Origin of the sequence: Mycobacterium bulgaricum (genome assembly GCF_041287165.2) — a bacterium.
Lineage (GTDB): Bacteria > Actinomycetota > Actinomycetes > Mycobacteriales > Mycobacteriaceae > Mycobacterium > Mycobacterium bulgaricum.
The window spans coordinates 268,599-284,028 of sequence record NZ_JBGGKV020000007.1 but is presented as its reverse complement, the minus strand read 5'-3'; the positions used below and the strand labels follow the sequence as shown (position 1 = coordinate 284,028).

At 66.8% G+C, this 15,430-nt stretch carries 19 protein-coding genes; 11 read left to right on the top strand and 8 right to left on the bottom strand.

Annotation, left to right across the window (positions count from 1 at the left end):
* Positions 1–79 precede the first annotated feature (79 nt).
* Positions 80–439 (top strand): DUF1801 domain-containing protein, encoded by a 360-nt coding sequence (locus tag ACAG24_RS20140; protein ID WP_370475818.1) that lies wholly within the window; start codon positions 80–82, stop codon positions 437–439.
* Between the two features lie 12 nt (positions 440–451).
* On the opposite strand, the gene arr is transcribed toward ACAG24_RS20140, so the two are convergent.
* The gene (gene arr, locus ACAG24_RS20135) at positions 452–880 is read right to left on the bottom strand and encodes an NAD(+)--rifampin ADP-ribosyltransferase (protein WP_370475817.1); all 429 of its coding nucleotides are present in this window, start codon (positions 878–880) and stop codon (positions 452–454) included.
* Between the two features lie 230 nt (positions 881–1,110).
* Here arr and ACAG24_RS20130 point away from each other — a divergent pair, with 230 nt between their 5' ends.
* Entirely contained in the window at positions 1,111–2,019 is a 909-nt protein-coding gene (locus tag ACAG24_RS20130) for a DUF4344 domain-containing metallopeptidase (RefSeq protein WP_370475816.1), read from the top strand.
* Between the two features lie 31 nt (positions 2,020–2,050).
* Here the strand turns inward: ACAG24_RS20130 and ACAG24_RS20125 are convergent, their stop codons facing one another.
* Both ACAG24_RS20125 and ACAG24_RS20120 read right to left on the bottom strand, forming a co-directional pair.
* Positions 2,051–2,545, bottom strand: a complete 495-nt coding sequence (locus ACAG24_RS20125) for a nitroreductase family deazaflavin-dependent oxidoreductase (protein ID WP_370475815.1) — start codon at positions 2,543–2,545, stop codon at positions 2,051–2,053.
* Positions 2,546–2,564: 19 nt separating this feature from the next.
* Positions 2,565–2,774, bottom strand: coding sequence for a hypothetical protein (locus tag ACAG24_RS20120; protein WP_370475814.1), 210 nt, complete (start codon positions 2,772–2,774; stop codon positions 2,565–2,567).
* 367 nt (positions 2,775–3,141) lie between these two features.
* On the opposite strand from ACAG24_RS20120, the gene ACAG24_RS20115 reads away from it, so the two are divergent.
* The gene (locus tag ACAG24_RS20115) at positions 3,142–3,597 is read left to right on the top strand and encodes a hypothetical protein (protein ID WP_370475813.1); all 456 of its coding nucleotides are present in this window, start codon (positions 3,142–3,144) and stop codon (positions 3,595–3,597) included.
* Positions 3,594–3,815 carry a hypothetical protein gene (locus ACAG24_RS20110; RefSeq protein WP_370475812.1) on the top strand — a complete coding sequence of 74 codons (222 nt, stop codon included), beginning with the start codon at positions 3,594–3,596 and terminating at the stop codon, positions 3,813–3,815. The genes ACAG24_RS20115 and ACAG24_RS20110 overlap by 4 nt, the downstream gene beginning before the upstream one ends.
* Here ACAG24_RS20110 and ACAG24_RS20105 read toward each other — a convergent pair.
* Positions 3,800–4,393, bottom strand: a complete 594-nt coding sequence (locus ACAG24_RS20105) for a hypothetical protein (protein WP_370475811.1) — start codon at positions 4,391–4,393, stop codon at positions 3,800–3,802. The two genes, ACAG24_RS20110 and ACAG24_RS20105, sit on opposite strands and share 16 nt — an antisense overlap.
* Positions 4,394–4,498: 105 nt before the next feature.
* Entirely contained in the window at positions 4,499–5,176 is a 678-nt protein-coding gene (locus ACAG24_RS20100) for a guanylate cyclase (RefSeq protein WP_370475820.1), read from the bottom strand.
* 42 nt (positions 5,177–5,218) lie between these two features.
* On the opposite strand from ACAG24_RS20100, the gene ACAG24_RS20095 reads away from it, so the two are divergent.
* Positions 5,219–5,380: a hypothetical protein gene (locus ACAG24_RS20095; protein ID WP_370475810.1), complete on the top strand. Its 162-nt coding sequence runs from the start codon at positions 5,219–5,221 to the stop codon at positions 5,378–5,380.
* On the opposite strand, the gene ACAG24_RS20090 is transcribed toward ACAG24_RS20095, so the two are convergent.
* Positions 5,347–6,147, bottom strand: coding sequence for an adenylate/guanylate cyclase domain-containing protein (locus tag ACAG24_RS20090; protein WP_370475809.1), 801 nt, complete (start codon positions 6,145–6,147; stop codon positions 5,347–5,349). The two genes, ACAG24_RS20095 and ACAG24_RS20090, sit on opposite strands and share 34 nt — an antisense overlap.
* A gap of 25 nt (positions 6,148–6,172) precedes the next feature.
* On the opposite strand from ACAG24_RS20090, the gene ACAG24_RS20085 reads away from it, so the two are divergent.
* Entirely contained in the window at positions 6,173–7,108 is a 936-nt protein-coding gene (locus tag ACAG24_RS20085; protein WP_370475808.1) for a hypothetical protein, read from the top strand.
* A gap of 12 nt (positions 7,109–7,120) precedes the next feature.
* On the opposite strand, the gene ACAG24_RS20080 is transcribed toward ACAG24_RS20085, so the two are convergent.
* Together ACAG24_RS20080 and ACAG24_RS20075 are read right to left on the bottom strand one after the other, a co-directional pair.
* Complete coding sequence (locus tag ACAG24_RS20080; protein ID WP_370475807.1) at positions 7,121–10,027, bottom strand: aminotransferase; 2,907 nt, start codon at positions 10,025–10,027, stop codon at positions 7,121–7,123.
* Positions 10,028–10,029: 2 nt separating this feature from the next.
* Positions 10,030–10,905, bottom strand: a complete 876-nt coding sequence (locus ACAG24_RS20075) for an alpha/beta fold hydrolase (RefSeq protein WP_370475806.1) — start codon at positions 10,903–10,905, stop codon at positions 10,030–10,032.
* Positions 10,906–11,006: 101 nt separating this feature from the next.
* Between ACAG24_RS20075 and ACAG24_RS20070 the strand changes: the two genes are divergently transcribed.
* The 5 genes from ACAG24_RS20070 (at position 11,007) to ACAG24_RS20050 (ending at position 15,403) form a co-directional block, all read left to right on the top strand.
* Complete coding sequence (locus tag ACAG24_RS20070; protein ID WP_370475805.1) at positions 11,007–11,612, top strand: TetR/AcrR family transcriptional regulator; 606 nt, start codon at positions 11,007–11,009, stop codon at positions 11,610–11,612.
* Positions 11,613–11,688: 76 nt separating this feature from the next.
* A complete protein-coding gene (locus tag ACAG24_RS20065) occupies positions 11,689–12,162 on the top strand; it encodes a VOC family protein (RefSeq protein WP_370475804.1) in 474 nt (157 codons plus the stop codon).
* Between the two features lie 152 nt (positions 12,163–12,314).
* A complete protein-coding gene (locus ACAG24_RS20060) occupies positions 12,315–13,082 on the top strand; it encodes an MlaE family ABC transporter permease (RefSeq protein WP_370475803.1) in 768 nt (255 codons plus the stop codon).
* A complete protein-coding gene (locus ACAG24_RS20055; protein WP_370475802.1) occupies positions 13,079–13,933 on the top strand; it encodes an ABC transporter permease in 855 nt (284 codons plus the stop codon). Before ACAG24_RS20060 ends, ACAG24_RS20055 begins: the two co-directional genes overlap by 4 nt.
* 3 nt (positions 13,934–13,936) lie before the next feature.
* Positions 13,937–15,403 carry an MCE family protein gene (locus ACAG24_RS20050; protein ID WP_370475801.1) on the top strand — a complete coding sequence of 489 codons (1,467 nt, stop codon included), beginning with the start codon at positions 13,937–13,939 and terminating at the stop codon, positions 15,401–15,403.
* Positions 15,404–15,430 lie beyond the last annotated feature (27 nt).

Genomic DNA, 15,430 nt, shown 5'->3' with positions numbered 1-15,430 from the left:
CCATGCAGCCTCACCCGACCCACCCGGGTCACAGCCCAACGTAACAACACGAAGTAACTGCAACTACGAACTTAAGGACATGACCGTGGCGAACAAAGACGACAAGAACCTCAAGCAGGTCCTCGACAAGATCGCGGGCATGGACGAGCCGAGACGAGCCGTCATGCAGCGTCTGCACGACGTGATCGTCTCCGCAGGGCCCGAACTCAAGCCCCGGATCTGGTACGGAATGCCGGGCTACGCCAAGTCCGCCAGCAGCCCCGTCCTCGTGTTCTTCCGCAACGACGATCGCATGAGCCTGGGTGTCAGCGAGAAGGTCGCGCTCAAGCCCGCGGGCGGGAAGGACGGGCTGCTGATGCCGGCGGCCTGGTACTTCGACGACCTCGACGACGTCACCGAGAAGCGCATCGCCGAAATCGTGCGCACCGCGCTCGAGTAACCGGCCGGGCGGTCAGTCGTAGATGACGTCCAATCCGCGCCGCGCGAGGTCGGCCATCGCGTCGTGCATCGCCTGCAGCTGCTCGGGGGAGTGGCCCGCCCAGTCGGTGATCTCGCCGACGATCCGGACGGGTTCCTTGGTGCGATACGACCGTGTCGGATTGCCGGGAAACTTCTTGTCCGTCACGTTGGGGTCGTCCTCGACCGCGCCCGTCGGTTCCACGACATAGATGCGGCCGCGGCCGTCGCCGACGGCCAACTCGGCGCCCCATACCGCGGCATCCAATGTTTGGGTGACGTAGACGTGGTTGGCCTGGCGGCCGGGGTCGTAGTTCATCGGACGCCCGGGAACCAGCAGATCGCCGACTGCGAGGTCGGCTTTCGTGCCGTGCAGGTATGCGCCGGACTCATGCGGCTCAAAGGGTTTCGGGCTGTTCGGCATAGGTTTTCCGTCTGTCGGATGGCGTGGCCGGACGATTCTGCAGCAGCCCGGGGGTCTTGCCGCAAGCCCGGGGGTCTGCCATAGTCTGAAGCAGAGCAGGTGCCCCACTTCATCTTTCGTGCCATCCCCAGAACCCCAGCCGCCGAGCGCGGGGTTGGGCACGCTTTCCGGCTCGTTTTCCGTACCCGCAGCCCGCGCGTTGTGCGTTGTTTGCCGCGAAGCCCCCGGGTATGTGTCATCATCGGCGAACCAGTGCCGGTGCGGGGAGGGCTTTCGTGATCGTGTGGCGTGTGACTTCGGCGGTGGCGGTTGCGCTGCTGCTGGCCGGATGCGGCTCCAGTGCTGACGAAAGCCCCTCAGCATCAACACAATCGGAGGCATCCACGTCCGCCGCGACCGATACCGCGGCTGGCGGCGATGCGCCCGACGACGGGGAGATGACGGCCACCTACGAGGACGCGACCACACCCGAAGCGCAGCACGGACGCGAACTGATGGAGTCCGCACAGCTGCTCGAGGATCTGGCTGCGTCGGTCAACGAGACGTTCAACCTTCCGAATGACGTCCGGCTGCTGGGTCAGCAGTGTGGCGACCCGAATGCTTTCTGGGACCCCAACGAGCAAGCCGTCGTTCTCTGCTACGAGGACGCCGATTTCGCGGAGAGGGTCTTCGCCCAGGACGGCGACCCCGACCCGGTGGACGCTGCCCTCAACGCCGAGATCGGCAGTTTCTACCACGAGCTCGGCCACATGATGATCGATCTGTACGACCTTCCGATCACCGGCCGGGAAGAGGACGTCGCCGATCAACTGGCCGCGTTCGTGATGCTGGCCCCCGACGACGACGGCACGATCGACCCGGATTCTGTGAAAGTGGTCCGCGATTTCGCCGGCGAGTTCCGTGCCTTCGCGGCCGAAGACGGCGGCGAGATCGACGAATCGCAGTTCGCCGGCGGCCACTCGCTCAACCAGACCCGCATGTACAACCTGCTGTGCTGGGCATACGGCGCCGACACCACCGCCAACGCGGGCATCGTCGACGACGGGGAGCTGCCGCTGGAGCGTGCCGAGTTGTGCGAGGACGAATACGACAAGATGCAGTACGGGTGGGCCACCCTGCTGGAGCCCTACGTGAAGTGACCGGGTGAAGTGACGGGTCGAGTGGGGACGGTCAGCGCGGCGTCAGCCTGAAGATCGGGATCTGACGGCCGCTGTCTGCTGTCTTCTCCCGGTAGTCGCCGTATCCGGCGTACACCCGCTTCGCGAGGTCGTACAGCCGTTCGTATTCCTCGGATTCGGTCACCTGGGCAGCGGTGAACGGCTCCTGCCCGAACGTGCAGTCCGGGTTGGCCTTCAGGTTGTAGTACCACTGCGGATGCTTGCTCTGCCCGAAGTTCGACGCGACCAGGATGACGTCGGAACCGTCGTGGAAGTACGTCAGCTGTACCTCGCGCGGCTTGCCCGACTTGGCTCCGACCGTCCGCAGTGGGGCGTTGACGATCGGCCCCATGTTGACCCGCCCCTTGGTGAGGCGGAACAGGATGGGGTCCGTGCGGCGGGCGACATGGCGGGCGAGGAACTGACCGATCTTGGAGCGGCCGAAGTGGACTCCCTGTTCGTACCCTGACCCGCGACGGCGGTGAGGGTCGACATAGCGCAGCGGCATTGACGCACCGTACCCGTAGTCAGCGCCCGACGAACCTCAGTCTCCGGCGCGCGGAACGCTGGACCCGGCTCGCCGCCACCAGTGCGACAAGTCCGACCGTCTGGCGCCCCAACGCGAACCTGCTGGTGCGCTGCCGCCATGTCGGGGTGCGCGACCCGCGCCGATATCCGACGACATAACCGATGCACAACGCCGCCACCAATGCGGCGACCACCCCGAGCACTGCCATGGGGTCGAGCCTTCACCAATGCGGTCGCAGCGCGGTCACGATCCGGGCACACCTCGTCGTCCATCCGTGTCCCGGGGTGGGGGTGGTGCGGTCGAAAAGGCAAGCATGAAGGTCAGTTTCGCCGCCGCGAAGCGAGTATCGAGCGATTCGCTGCCGGCGCCACAGCGGGCTGAATCTTTGCGTTCGCAACTGGCACACGGTGCCGAGAGAAGCTAGCCTGCTGTGGTAATACAGCTGTATTCGCGGGCCGCGACGCGACTACTGCAGCGATCGACGAGAGAGGTTGTCAGTGAAGGACGCGACGGCGAGATGTTCGGCACCACCGACGACGGCTACATCAGGTGACGGCCCGACCGCCTGAGCCGTCATGACAAACCGATACAACGCGTTGCTTTCCCGCCTCATCGGCTACCACCTGCAATCGGTTCATCTTGCCGGCGGATATCTGCAGTTCGCCTTCGCATCGCTGGGCAGAGGCGACAGTCCCGTGCTCACCTTCGAGGTGATGCCCGTGCTGTACACCTCGACCGGCCCTCTGACGAACGGCCAGCCGGGCTATACCGATGCCATCCGTGCCTTGATCGGCCACCACGTGACCGGTACCGAAGAAGCAGCCGGGGAGGGTTTCCGGATCGAATTCGCCGAGACGACACTGACGTTGCGACCCGCCGCCGAGGAGCTCCACGGCCCGGTCATCGCGATGCTGTCGGACTTCGGCGACTCGGGTTCGAGGAGCTGGCGCCCAGGGGTCGAGGCATTCGAGTACCTTGCTGAACATGGCCCGGACCGGCACCGCGTCACGGGTGATCGACGCACCATGTGAGACGGTCTTCGCCGCACTCGTCGATCCGACGGCTCTGGTCGAGTGGCTTCCCCCCGGCCGGGATGACGGGACATTTCGACCACTTCGACGCCAGGACGATGACCTGGACGGTGACCCCCGTCGCCGGCGGCATGACGTCGCTGGCCAATCTCGCCGCTCACCTCGCGGCGCGGCACTCCAGCCCGCACCGAAGGGGAGGCGGTCAGCCCACCCGGTAGTCGAGCACCGGGTCGCGACTCTGCATCGATTCGCCGGAGAGGACGACGAGCTCGGTCGGGGAGAGCCGGTAGGTGGTTCCGTCATTGCGTGCCTCGAACCCGACCGCCATCGGCCTGACGTCGTCGAGTTCCAAGGCTGCGCCGTCACGCAGGCGAACGCCCTGGTACTCATACGTGCCGTCGGAGGCCTCGCACACGACCATCGTCGCGTGCCGGGTACGGGCGATCGCCACTGCGCGCTGGCGTGCGTCGCAGCGCGCCGAGTCCACATAGCCTTGGGCGTCCATCGCGAGAACCGGGGCCTGCGGCGCGGGCGCAGGCGCGGGTGCCGGTGGGGCCGGGGCCTGGGCCGGGGCGGGCGGGGGCGGGACCGGAGCGGCGACCCACTGCGAGGTCGGATTCGGTTGTGCGGGAATCGATTGCACATGCTGAACCTCCTCACCCGAGGTGAGGATGACGTAGAGGACGCCGAAAGTGGCGATCGAGGCGACGACGACCGAGAGCGCGGTACGGACACCGAACCGGTCGCGAGGGGGCACGTCGTGCGTGGGGACGTGATGGTCCGTCGAGGTCGACATGCCTGCGCTCTCTTGGGTGCCGAATGGGTCTGCTGCCGCACAGCAAAGCACCTGACCAGCAGAAAGTGTGCGATATCGGTCGGCGTTTCGTCGACCAAGTCTGTGTCAGAGAACCACGGAGATCTCGTCGCCGAGGCGGTAGCCCTCGGTCAGCGGCAGCGTATCGCCGCTCCAGAAGGAGCCGGGATCGAACCAGTTGTAGTGCTTTTCGGTCGCCAGCAGGCCCATTTCCTCGTAGGTGATCGCGACCGTCTCTGCGCAGTAGGCCGTTTCGAGCCCGACGTTGGACTTGGCCGCTTTGCGGCGCTCGGCGGATTCGCGAACCTTGCGGTGCACGAACGGGATACCGCGCGTGAAGTCACTGACGATCGGGATGCGACCGCGCATCCATCGCCCGGTCAGTCGCGCCGTCGACGGGAACGGGGTGCCGTCCATGCGCGCGATCACCTTGAGCATCCGGTCCTCCTGCTCACGGGTCGCGTACGGCGTCAGCTGACGCAGCCAGCACCTCTGGTCGTAGCTGTTCACCCAGCGTTCGACGGCCTGGCGCAGGTCGTTGAGCTGCACTCCGCGGTGGTGGGTCCCGGTCCACAGATCGAGCAGTTTGTCGCCCAGTTCGGCATGCCAGATCAGCGGCGGCATGTCGTCGATCGCGACGGTCATGCCGACATGGTTGACCGGGCTGTTGGTCATCGACTGGATCGCCCGATCGGGTCCCGAATGCCCGCGGAACAGCCAGATATCGCCCGTGCGCGTTTCGTCCAGCGCGCGCTGCAGGGACACCGTGCTTGGATTCACCCCCGCAGCTTAGGCAGACTGAGGGGCATGCGTGGCATCTGGAAGTGGATCGGGCTGGCCGGTGTCGCAGGCGTCGTCGCAGGTGGGGCCTTGGTGGCACGCGATCAGCGACGCCGAAGGGCCTACACCCCTGACGACATCCGGGCCCGGCTGCATCAGCGGTTGGAGGAGGCCGAACGCACCGCGTAGAGGGTGTGGGTGCCGGTGAAACCCTTGAGTTCTGCGTCCCGTTCGGTCTCGACGGTGAGGTCGTCGCATGAGGAGATCGCCTCGTAGACCGTCCCGCTGACCAGGATCTCGCCGCCGTCGGCCTCGCCCGCCACGCGCGCCGCCATCGCGACATTGCGTCCGAACAAGTCGTCGCCGCGCAGCACGGACTTCCCGGCATGGATGCCGATCCGTACCCGGATTCCGTTGGGTCGCTTGCGAAGTGACTGCTGGATGTCGACACCGCATCGGACAGCCTGCTCCGCCTGGGCAAACGCCACCATGAAGCCGTCGCCCTGGCTCTTGACGACGTATCCGTCGTGCTTGTCGACGAACCTGCGCACCGACTTGTCGTGCTTGCCGATCATCCGCACGAACGCGCGGTCCCCGATGCGTTCGTTGAGCGCCGTCGACTCCTCGATGTCAGAGAACATGATCGCGACCCGGCCGTTGGGCGCCAGCCGCGCCAGGTCCGGGCGTTCGACCTCGGCCCAGTCGGCGAGTTCCTCGATCGACGACCGCACCGCGGCGCCGAAGCCGTCTCTGCGCAGGATGTTGGCCGTCTGCCAGACCGTCTTGACGGCCTTCGTCCCCCCGGTGACCAGCATCTGACGGGTGTCGAGGCGGCGACGCAGCTCGTCGGCCTCGTCCTGGGCGCTTCTGAGCCGGCGGGTCTGCACCGCCAGAGCGATCGCCAGGCCTGCTGCCAGCACCGCGACGACGCACAGCGCGATCAGCGTTGGAGTCACCACTCCAGTATTGGATGCTGGGTGCGTGACGTTCGTGAAGGCCCCCTATTACGAAAGTCGTTTCGTCCGGGCCAACGACCCCGACGGCGTCCGGGCGCTGTGGCTGCGCGAGACGCTTCTGCTACCCGACGAGGGAGATCCGACCGCCGACGTGTGGGTGATGGCGTTCGACCCGTCCGGCCACCGGGCCGTCAAGCAGCGTTACGCGATCGACGATGCGGACTTCGACGACGACCCGTGGACAGCCCGCATCGCCTCGACCCTGCTCGACGACGCCGCCGCGTCCGGGACTCTGCCCGCGGCGCGCTGGGATCTCGCGATCGTCCCGAACGGCGCCGAGCCGGTTCGGGTGCTCACCGAGCGTGCCTACCAGCGCAGGTTCCCGACCGCCAAGACGACCGTGCGTCACCCCCGAGCACGCTTCGACGGCCGGCTCGAGATCGCAGGACACCGTGTCGATGTCGACGGCTGGGTGGGCAGCGTCAATCACAACTGGGGCACCCGGCACACCCCGGCCTATGCGTACGGGCAGGTCTGTGGATTCGACAACGCGCCGGAGTCGACGCTGGAGATCGTCACCGCGCGCGCCGCGCTCGGTCCCGTGTTGCTGCCCGGCGCAACGCTGTTCGTGTTCCGCCACGACGGGCAGGAGTTCGCGGTGCGCACGATCCGCGGCAGCCTGCAGAGCCATGGGCGCTATGAACCGTTCACATGGACGTTCGGCGCGCGAGTGGGGGAGCAGATGATCGAGGGCGAGATCACCACGGTGCCCGCCGATGTCATCGGGCTGACCTATCCCGACACCCACGGCGGCGTGAAGTACTGCTACAACTCCGCGATCGCGAGCTGCCGACTTCAGGTCGCGGGCAAAGCATTCGACAGGACCGAGCTGACGAGCCACCGCGCCATGTTCGAGATCCTCACCGACACGAGGCTCGGCGCCGTCCCGCTTCTCGTCTGACCCGGGCCGGCCCTACCAGCCCTCGCTCAGCACCCGATCCAGGGTGTCGACGTAGAAGTCGGCTGCCTCGACGTCGATGCACAGCGGCGGCTTGGTCTTCAGGATGTTCTGGTGGTCACCGGTGGGCTGGATGACCACACCGAGTTCCAGCATGCGATCACAGATTGCCGATGTCTCCTCGGGCGCCGGCTCCAGAGTCTGCGGATCGCGGATCATCTCGACACCCAGGTACAGCCCGAAGCCGTGCACGGTGCCCACGAGCGGGTGCTTGTCGCGCAGTGCTTCCAGCCTGGTTTTGAGGTGGCCGCCGACGCGCAGCGCGTTGTCCTGCAGGCTTTCGTCGCGCAGCACGTCGAGTACCGTCATCCCGATCGCGCAGGACAACGGACTGCCTCCGGTCGACGAGAAGAAGTATCCCTGGCTGGAGAACGCATCGGCCACGGCGCGGCTGGTGATGACCGCACCCACCGGATATCCGTTGCCGACGGACTTGGCCACCGACACGATGTCGGGTACGGCGTCCTGCTGCTCGAATCCCCAGAACCACTGGCCGAGGCGGCCGTAGCCGACCTGGACCTCATCCGAGATCGCCAGCCCGCCACCGGCGCGCACCGCGGCGTAGACCTGTTGCAGGTAGCCGTCGGGCAGTGCCATGCCGCCGGCGTTGCCGTAGACGCTTTCGCAAATGAACGCCGCGGGTGGGCGCCCCTCGGCGATCAACGCCTCGATCTGGGCGACCGCATCGCCGGCATACCGGGACGCCTCGGTGCCGCGGTATTTGCCGCGGAAACTGTTCGGTGACTCCACGGTGTGCACCCAATCAGGACGCGTGGCAAGCGCATTCGGGTTGTCGGCCGTCGACGTCGACACCGCGTCGGTGCCGTAGGTCCAGCCGTGATAAGCCTCCCGCACGGCAACCACATCGCGCCGGCCCGTCGCGGCTGTCGCAAGGCGGATCGCGAGATCGCTGGCCTCCGATCCGGAGTTCACCAGAAAGACGGTGTCGAGCGGCTCTGGCAACAGGGCCGCCAGCCGTTCGCTGAACTCGACCACGGCCTCGTAGTTGAAGCGGGAGTTCGTGTTCAGTTTGCGAAGCTGCCGCGATGCCGTCTCCGCGATGCGGGGGTGCGCGTGGCCCAGCACCGTGACGTTGTTGACCATGTCGAGGTAGCTGCGGCCGTCGGTCGACATCAGGTAATGCCTTCTGCCGCGCTCGATCTGGGGTGGGGTGCGGTAGTAGAACTCCTGCACCGGCGCGAAGCTCGCTTCACGCCGCGCCAACAGATCTCCGTGCCCGTCGCGGGGCAACGGGGACAGCCCGAGCAACGGTCGGGGATCGCGGGTGTGTGCCAGCCATCCTGGAGCGAGGTCGGTGCGCGTGAACTCCGGCGCGACGGGCGCACCCACGGGGCGCACCGTCAGCCCGACCCGGGCGTGCGCCACGCAGCGGCCCAGAACTTCTCCCGCGGTCACCGCGCCGCGCACGCCCGAGGAGAGGCCGGCAACGGTCAGCTCGAAGTGCTCGCCGCGCAGCGTGATTCGGCCGGACGCGGCGTCGGACACCTCGCCGTCCCACGGCGCGACAAGGTCGGTGTCCACGGCCGTCCACAGATCCAGACCGGTGGCCACAACGTCGGGAACGTCTTGGTTCAGGCGGGCGGCATTGCACAGCCTGGCTTCGCCGTACCGGGTGACGACCAGCGGCGCACCCTGGTGCAGAGCGGCTTCGGCGCAGTCGTCGGGACTGATGAAGCCGCTGTCGTAAAGATCGGACCTGTCGTAAAGATCGGACGTGGTGGAGAGGTTCAGCGTGACCGCGGCGGTTCGGTCGACAGCGAGCATCTGTGCCTGCACCGTGACGGGGTGGGCCTGCTGGGCCATCCCGAGGTGAGCTCTGATCACCGCCGCCATCACATCGACGGGCACCGAGGTGGCCAGTTCGAACATCCGCATCTCGCCGTCGGATTGCTCGGTCAGGTAGTCGTTGTCAGGATCGAGGACCGCCTGCTGCGCGCCGCTGACGATCAGGACCGCGGTGCGCAGCACCACCATCGGCCAGAGAGCATCGACCTCGGCGGGCGACAACGGTCGCACGGCGTGGAACGCCGCGACCGCCGGCAGAATCGACGTGACGTCGGCGCCGGCGTGTCCCAACACGGACGACGCGCTGATTGCGAGTTCCGACACCGCCCACGTGTGCGACAGGTCCCCGAAGTCGATGACCCCGTCGGGGGCCCCGCTGGGGGAGACCACGACGTTGGCATCCGTCAGATCGATATGTGCCGCCTGCCTCGGCAGTTCGGGGTCGACTGCCGAGATGTGGGCCCAGGCTTGCTGTGCGGCCGCCCGCAGACGTCCGCGAAGGTTCTCATCGGCGACGTGGGATGCGAGATCGTCGACCACTGTCATGCCGAACCGTAAGTCCCACTGTAGGATTCGGTCCAGCCCCGGATGGGTGAAGTCTCTCAGTGCTCGGCTCACCCGCCCGGCGACGTCACCGAGGCCGGCGATCTTGGCCGGTGTGAGATACCCCGACTCCAGAAGCGTTCCCCCGGGCAGATATTCGAGCAGCCGGACGTAGGCGGTCCCGTCGACCAGGCCTGTGACGGCCGTGCATTTCTCGCCCGCGTTGTTCTGCAGCGGGACTGCGACTCTGAGGTCGGGCTCGGCGTCGGCGATCAGCTGAGCTGCCGCGTCCTGGGCGGCGATTTCCTGTTCGGTGAACGCGGGGTTGGCGATCTTGAGGACGCCCAGCACGGTGCCGTCGTCTTCGTGGACGGTGAAGTTCTTGTCCTGCTGGCTGCCCAGCGACGTGGCTCGCGCAGCCAGACCGTAGTGGGTTGCCAGGATCTGTTGTGCGGCAGCCTCATCCACCTGAGGCGCGGGCAACTCGCGTTGCTCCAGGAAGTTGAAGCCCACTGCTACCGCCGCAGCACGAACTGGCTGACAACCTCCGAGAAGGCGTCGTTGTCGTCACCGGCGGCGGTGTGGCCTGCCCCGGAGAGTTCGGCGAATTCGGCGCCGGGCACCTTGGCCAGGAAGTCCTGCACCGCTTCTTCACTCACCACGTCGGACAGCTTGCCTCTGATCAGCAGAATCGGGATGGTCAACTCGATCGCGGCCTGCTCGAGCAGCTCGACGCGGACGAAGGGATCCTCGTTCGGCTTGGTCAGGAACGCTGGATCCCAGTGCCAGTACCATCGCCCGTCGCGGTGTCGCAGGTTCTTCTTCAGGCCCTCCGGGCTGCGGGGCTTGGCCCGGTGCGGCAGGTAGGCGGCGACGGCGTCCGCCGCTTGGTCCAGCGAGTCGAAACCGTGGATGTGGCTGAACATGAACTCCCGGATCCGCGCGCTGCCGTCCTTCTCGTACCGCGGCACGACGTCGACGAGCACCAGCCGCGTCACCACCTCGGGCCCGGCCTGCTGCGCGGCGAGGATACCTGTCAGCCCGCCCATGCTGGCACCGATCAGCACCGTGGGGCGGCCGATCTCCCCGAGCACGCTCAACGTGTCCTCGCACAGCGCCTCGACGGTGTATCGGGCGTCGGGGGATCGATCACTGTCGCCATGACCACGGCTGTCGAGCGCAACGACGTGCAAGCCCTGCGAGGCCAGGATCTGCCCGGTTTTCTTCCAGGAGAAGCGATTCTGTCCGCCGCCGTGCAACATCAGCACCGACGGGCGTGACTCGTCGAAGTCGACCGTCAGTACCGGCTTGTTCCACTCGTCGGCAACGAGTGCGAGATCGTCTACGCCGCGGAACGTGGCGGTCATCGGCTCGCTGTGGTGAGCGCTCACAGGCGTCCTCTCGGCTGTCCCCGGTCGCTCAGGTTACCGAGGTGGGGAATTGCGGCCATCTCGGGTCCGTCGCGGTTGCACTTTCCCTAATATTTACGACCGTGCAACCCCGGTCCGGCTCCGACGACGATCGCCGAAGCATCATGGCCGCTGCCCTGCGCTTTCTGTCGGACGCCGACGCCGGCCCGGTGCCGATGGCGACGCTGCTGCGCAGTGCCGGGGTGTCCAGCCGGGCGTTCTATCGCCATTTCGTCTCGAAGGACGATCTCTACCTCGCCCTGCTCGAGGACGAGTGCCGGGCCGTGGTGCGCCGGGTCGACCGCGTCGCCGACGACGCGATCGGCTCGCCGCTCGACCAGCTCGCCGCATGGATCGGCACGATGTTCGACATCGTCGTGGATCCGACCCAGAGGATGCGCCTGACCGTGATCGACTCCGAAGAGGTCCGGGCAGCCAAGGGTTACCGGGAGGCGCGCGAACGGCAGCACGCCGCCCGCGAGCGGTCCCTGGCCGAGATCCTGCGCAGGGGCCGCAGCGACGGGACCTTCCCGCTCACCGATCCCGACATCGACGCGGTCGCGATCAATGCCACCGTCAGCCGGGTGCTCGGCGGCCAGACCACCGATGACCCCGAAGCCCTCAAGCAGGCCCAGGTGAATGTTCTCGACTTCGCACTGCGCGCCCTCGGAGCGATCACGCGCAGGTAGCCGGAGCCTTCGATGAGTTGTGCGCCTGCGGGTGGTCTGCACGGTATCGACAGTTTCCGCCGACAGGAGGTTGCCCATGCCCGCCATCACACCCTCGCTCTGGTTCGACAACGACCTGGAGGACGCCGTCGCGTTCTACAGCGCGATCTTCCCGAACTCGTCCCTCGAATCTGTCGAGCGCTACACCGACGCAGGCCCCGGCACGCCGGGCGAAGTGGTGTCGGCGTCGTTCACTCTCGACGGGCAACGCTTCATCGGGATCAACGGCGGCCCGCAGTTCCCGTTCACCGAAGCGGTGTCGTTCACGATCGCCTGTCGCGACCAGGACGAGGTCGACTACTACTGGGACCGGTTGGTGGCGGGCGGCGAAGAGTCGCAGTGCGGCTGGCTCAAGGATCGATACGGTCTCAGCTGGCAAATCGTGCCCGATCGGCTGATGGAACTCACCACCGACCCCGATCCGGCAAAGGCGACGGCAGCGACGAAAGCCATGCTCGGAATGCGCAAGATCGTGATCGCCGACCTGGAGGATGCAGTCGCGGCGAGGTAGCCCGGCGGAGCTCGTGTTGCTGGGTCAGAATTTGTTGATATACGGTTCTGCCTCGTCCTCACCTGTGTAACCTCAGCGGCACCCAAACTGGGTCCAGGCCGGTTGTCGGGGGGACCTATGTCGGTGGGCGCACACGAGGAGGGGCCCGTTAGATGGTCGCTTCCGGCGTGATCGCCAAACCTGTACGCGCTTTCGGCGGCTTCTTCTCGATGGCGCTCGACACGTTCGTCGTGATGTTCAAGCCGCCGTTCGCATGGCGCGAATTCATCAGCCAGTCCTGGTTTGTCGCACGCGTCTCCATCATCCCAACCCTGATGCTGACCATCCCGTACACGGTGCTGCTGACCTTCACGTTCAACATCCTGCTCACCGAATTCGGGGCCGCCGACTTCTCCGGCACCGGTGCGGCACTGGGCACCGTCCGCCAGATCGGTCCGATCGTGACGGTGCTGGTGGTCGCCGGTGCCGGCGCGACGGCGATGTGCGCCGACCTGGGCGCCCGGACGATCCGTGAGGAGCTCGACGCGCTACGCGTGATGGGTGTCAATCCCATTCAGGCTCTTGTGGTTCCGCGCGTCCTTGCGGCGACGTTGGTGTCGCTGGCGCTCTCGGCGACGGTGATCCTGGTCGGCCTCGCCGGCGCATACTTCTTCTGCGTCTACATCCAGAATGTGTCGCCGGGCGCGTTTGCATCCGGTCTCACCCTGATCATCGGCGCTCCCGACGTGATCATCGCGCTCATCAAGGCCGCGTTGTTCGGCCTCTCGGCGGGCATGATCGCTTGCTACAAGGGCATTTCGGTGGGTGGTGGACCCGCCGGTGTCGGCAACGCGGTCAACGAGACCGTCGTATTCACGTTCATGGCGCTGTTCGCGATCAACATCGTCGCCACGGCCGTCGCGGTCAAGGTGACGATGTGACCGTCTCGCGGCCGCACTCCCAGTTCCCGTGGCTCAAGGCCCGGTATCGCGCCATCGCTGGTCCGTGGAATCAGGTTGGCGTGCAGACGAAGTTCTACGGACGCACCCTGCGCTCCATCGTCTTCGCCGTCACCAGGTACCGCATCGAGCTCATCCGCCAGATCGCCCAGATGGGTTTGGGCGCAGGTGCGTTGATCGTCATCGGCGGCACCGTCGCGATCGTCGGCTTTCTGACGGTCACCACGGGCGCCCTGGTGGCCGTGCAGGGTTACACCGACTTCGCCGAGATCGGCGTGGAAGCGCTGACGGGTTTCGCGTCGGCGTTCTTCAACGTCCGGTTGATCGCACCGGCGACGACGGCCGTCGCGCTGGCGGCGACGATCGGCGCCGGCGCCACCGCGCAACTCGGTGCGATGCGCATCAACGAGGAGATCGACGCCCTCGAAGTGATGGGCATCCGCAGCGTCGCCTACCTCGCCTCCACCCGGGTCGTCGCCGGTCTGCTCGTGGTGATCCCGCTGTACTGCGTCGGCGTGCTCGCGTCGTTCTGGGCGGCACGCTTCGGCACCACGGTCATCTACGGTCAGTCGACCGGTGTGTACGACCACTACTTCCGGACGTTCCTCAACCCGACCGACCTGGTGTGGTCGTTCGCGCAGTGCATCGTGCTGGCCGTGGTGATCATGCTGGTGCACACGTACTACGGCTTCAGCGCCAGCGGCGGGCCGGCCGGCGTCGGCGAGGCCGTCGGACGTGCCGTCCGCACCTCACTGATCCTGTCCGCGTTCGTGCTCGTGATGATCTCCCTTGCGGTGTACGGGCAATCCGGCAACTTCAACCTGGCGGGCTGAGCGGTGGACGACGACGGCCTCAAGCCAGGCTGGTGGACGCTCATCCTGGTGATCCTGTTCGCGGGAGCCATCATCCTGACCTGGGCGCTGTTCACCGGATCGCTGAAATCCACGGTGCCGGTGACGTTGACCTCCGACCGCGCGGGCCTGGTCATGGAGACCAACGCCAAGGTGAAGCTGCGCGGCGTCCAGGTGGGCAGGGTGTCGAACATCGCGGTGACGGGGCGGCAGGAGCCCACCGTCGCACTGCAGCTGGAGATCGATCCCGATCAGCTGCAGTACATCCCGGCCAACGTGGAAGCCCAGATCCGCGCCACCACGATCTTCGGCGCCAAGTTCGTCGACCTCGTGTTCCCCGACGATCCCAGCAGCCAGCGTCTCGAAGCCGGCCAGGTCCTGGTGTCGCGCAATGTGACCACCGAGGTCAACACCGTGTTCCAAAACCTGGTGGAAGTCCTCGACCAGGTCGACGCGGCCAAGCTCAACAGCACGTTGTCGGCGCTGGCCGACGGTGTGCGCGGCCAGGGCGAGCGGATCGGTCGGGCCACGACGGACGCCAATCAGGTTCTGCTGGCGCTGAACCCCCGCAACGAGACCATCACAGCGGACCTGCGCGCCCTGGACGAGTTCAACGAGACGTACAGCGCTGCGGCACAGGACATCCTGACCACTTTGGACGCGGCGAGCACGACCAGCACCACGGTGGTCAACCAGTCCAACGAGCTCGACGCCTTGCTGCTGTCCACCATCGGCCTGTCCAACAGCGGCATCAACCTGCTCGCACCCAGCCAGGCGAACCTGATCAGGGCCGTCAACGTGCTGGCGCCGACGACGCAGCTGCTGCTGAAGTACAACCCCGAGTACACCTGCCTGCTGCTGGGGGCCAAGCACCTCCTCGACAACGGTGGATACGAAAGTCCCGGCGGCAACGGCCGTTCGCTGGTGCTCGACGCCGGACTGGCCTTCGGCGACGACCCGTACAAGTACCCGCAGCACCTGCCGATCATCGGCGCCAAGGGCGGCCCCGGCGGCAAGCCGGGCTGCGGTTCACTGCCTGACGTGTCGAAGAACTGGCCGGTGCGCAATCTGGTCACCAACACCGGGTTCGGGTCGGGCTTGGACTGGCGGCCCAACCCGGGCATCGCCTTCCCGATCTACGCCAACTACTTCCCGGTCACCCGCGCCGTGCCGGAGCCCCCGAGTATCCGCAACAACTTCGGAGGGCCCGCCATCGGACCGGTTCCGTACCCCGGCGCCCCCGCCTACGGTGCGCAGTTGTACGCGCCCGACGGCACGCCGCTGTGGCCCGGGCTGCCGCCGGCGCCGCCGCCGGGGGCTCCCCGCGACCCCGGTCCTCGTCCCGGGTCCGAGCCGTTCTACGTTCCGAATCCGGCGCAGCTGCAGCCGACTGCGGTTCCGTACCCGAACGTCGTACCCCCGGTTCCGGCGCTGCCCGGGCCGCCCCGCTAGACCCGCGGAACACCACCGATCCCCGAG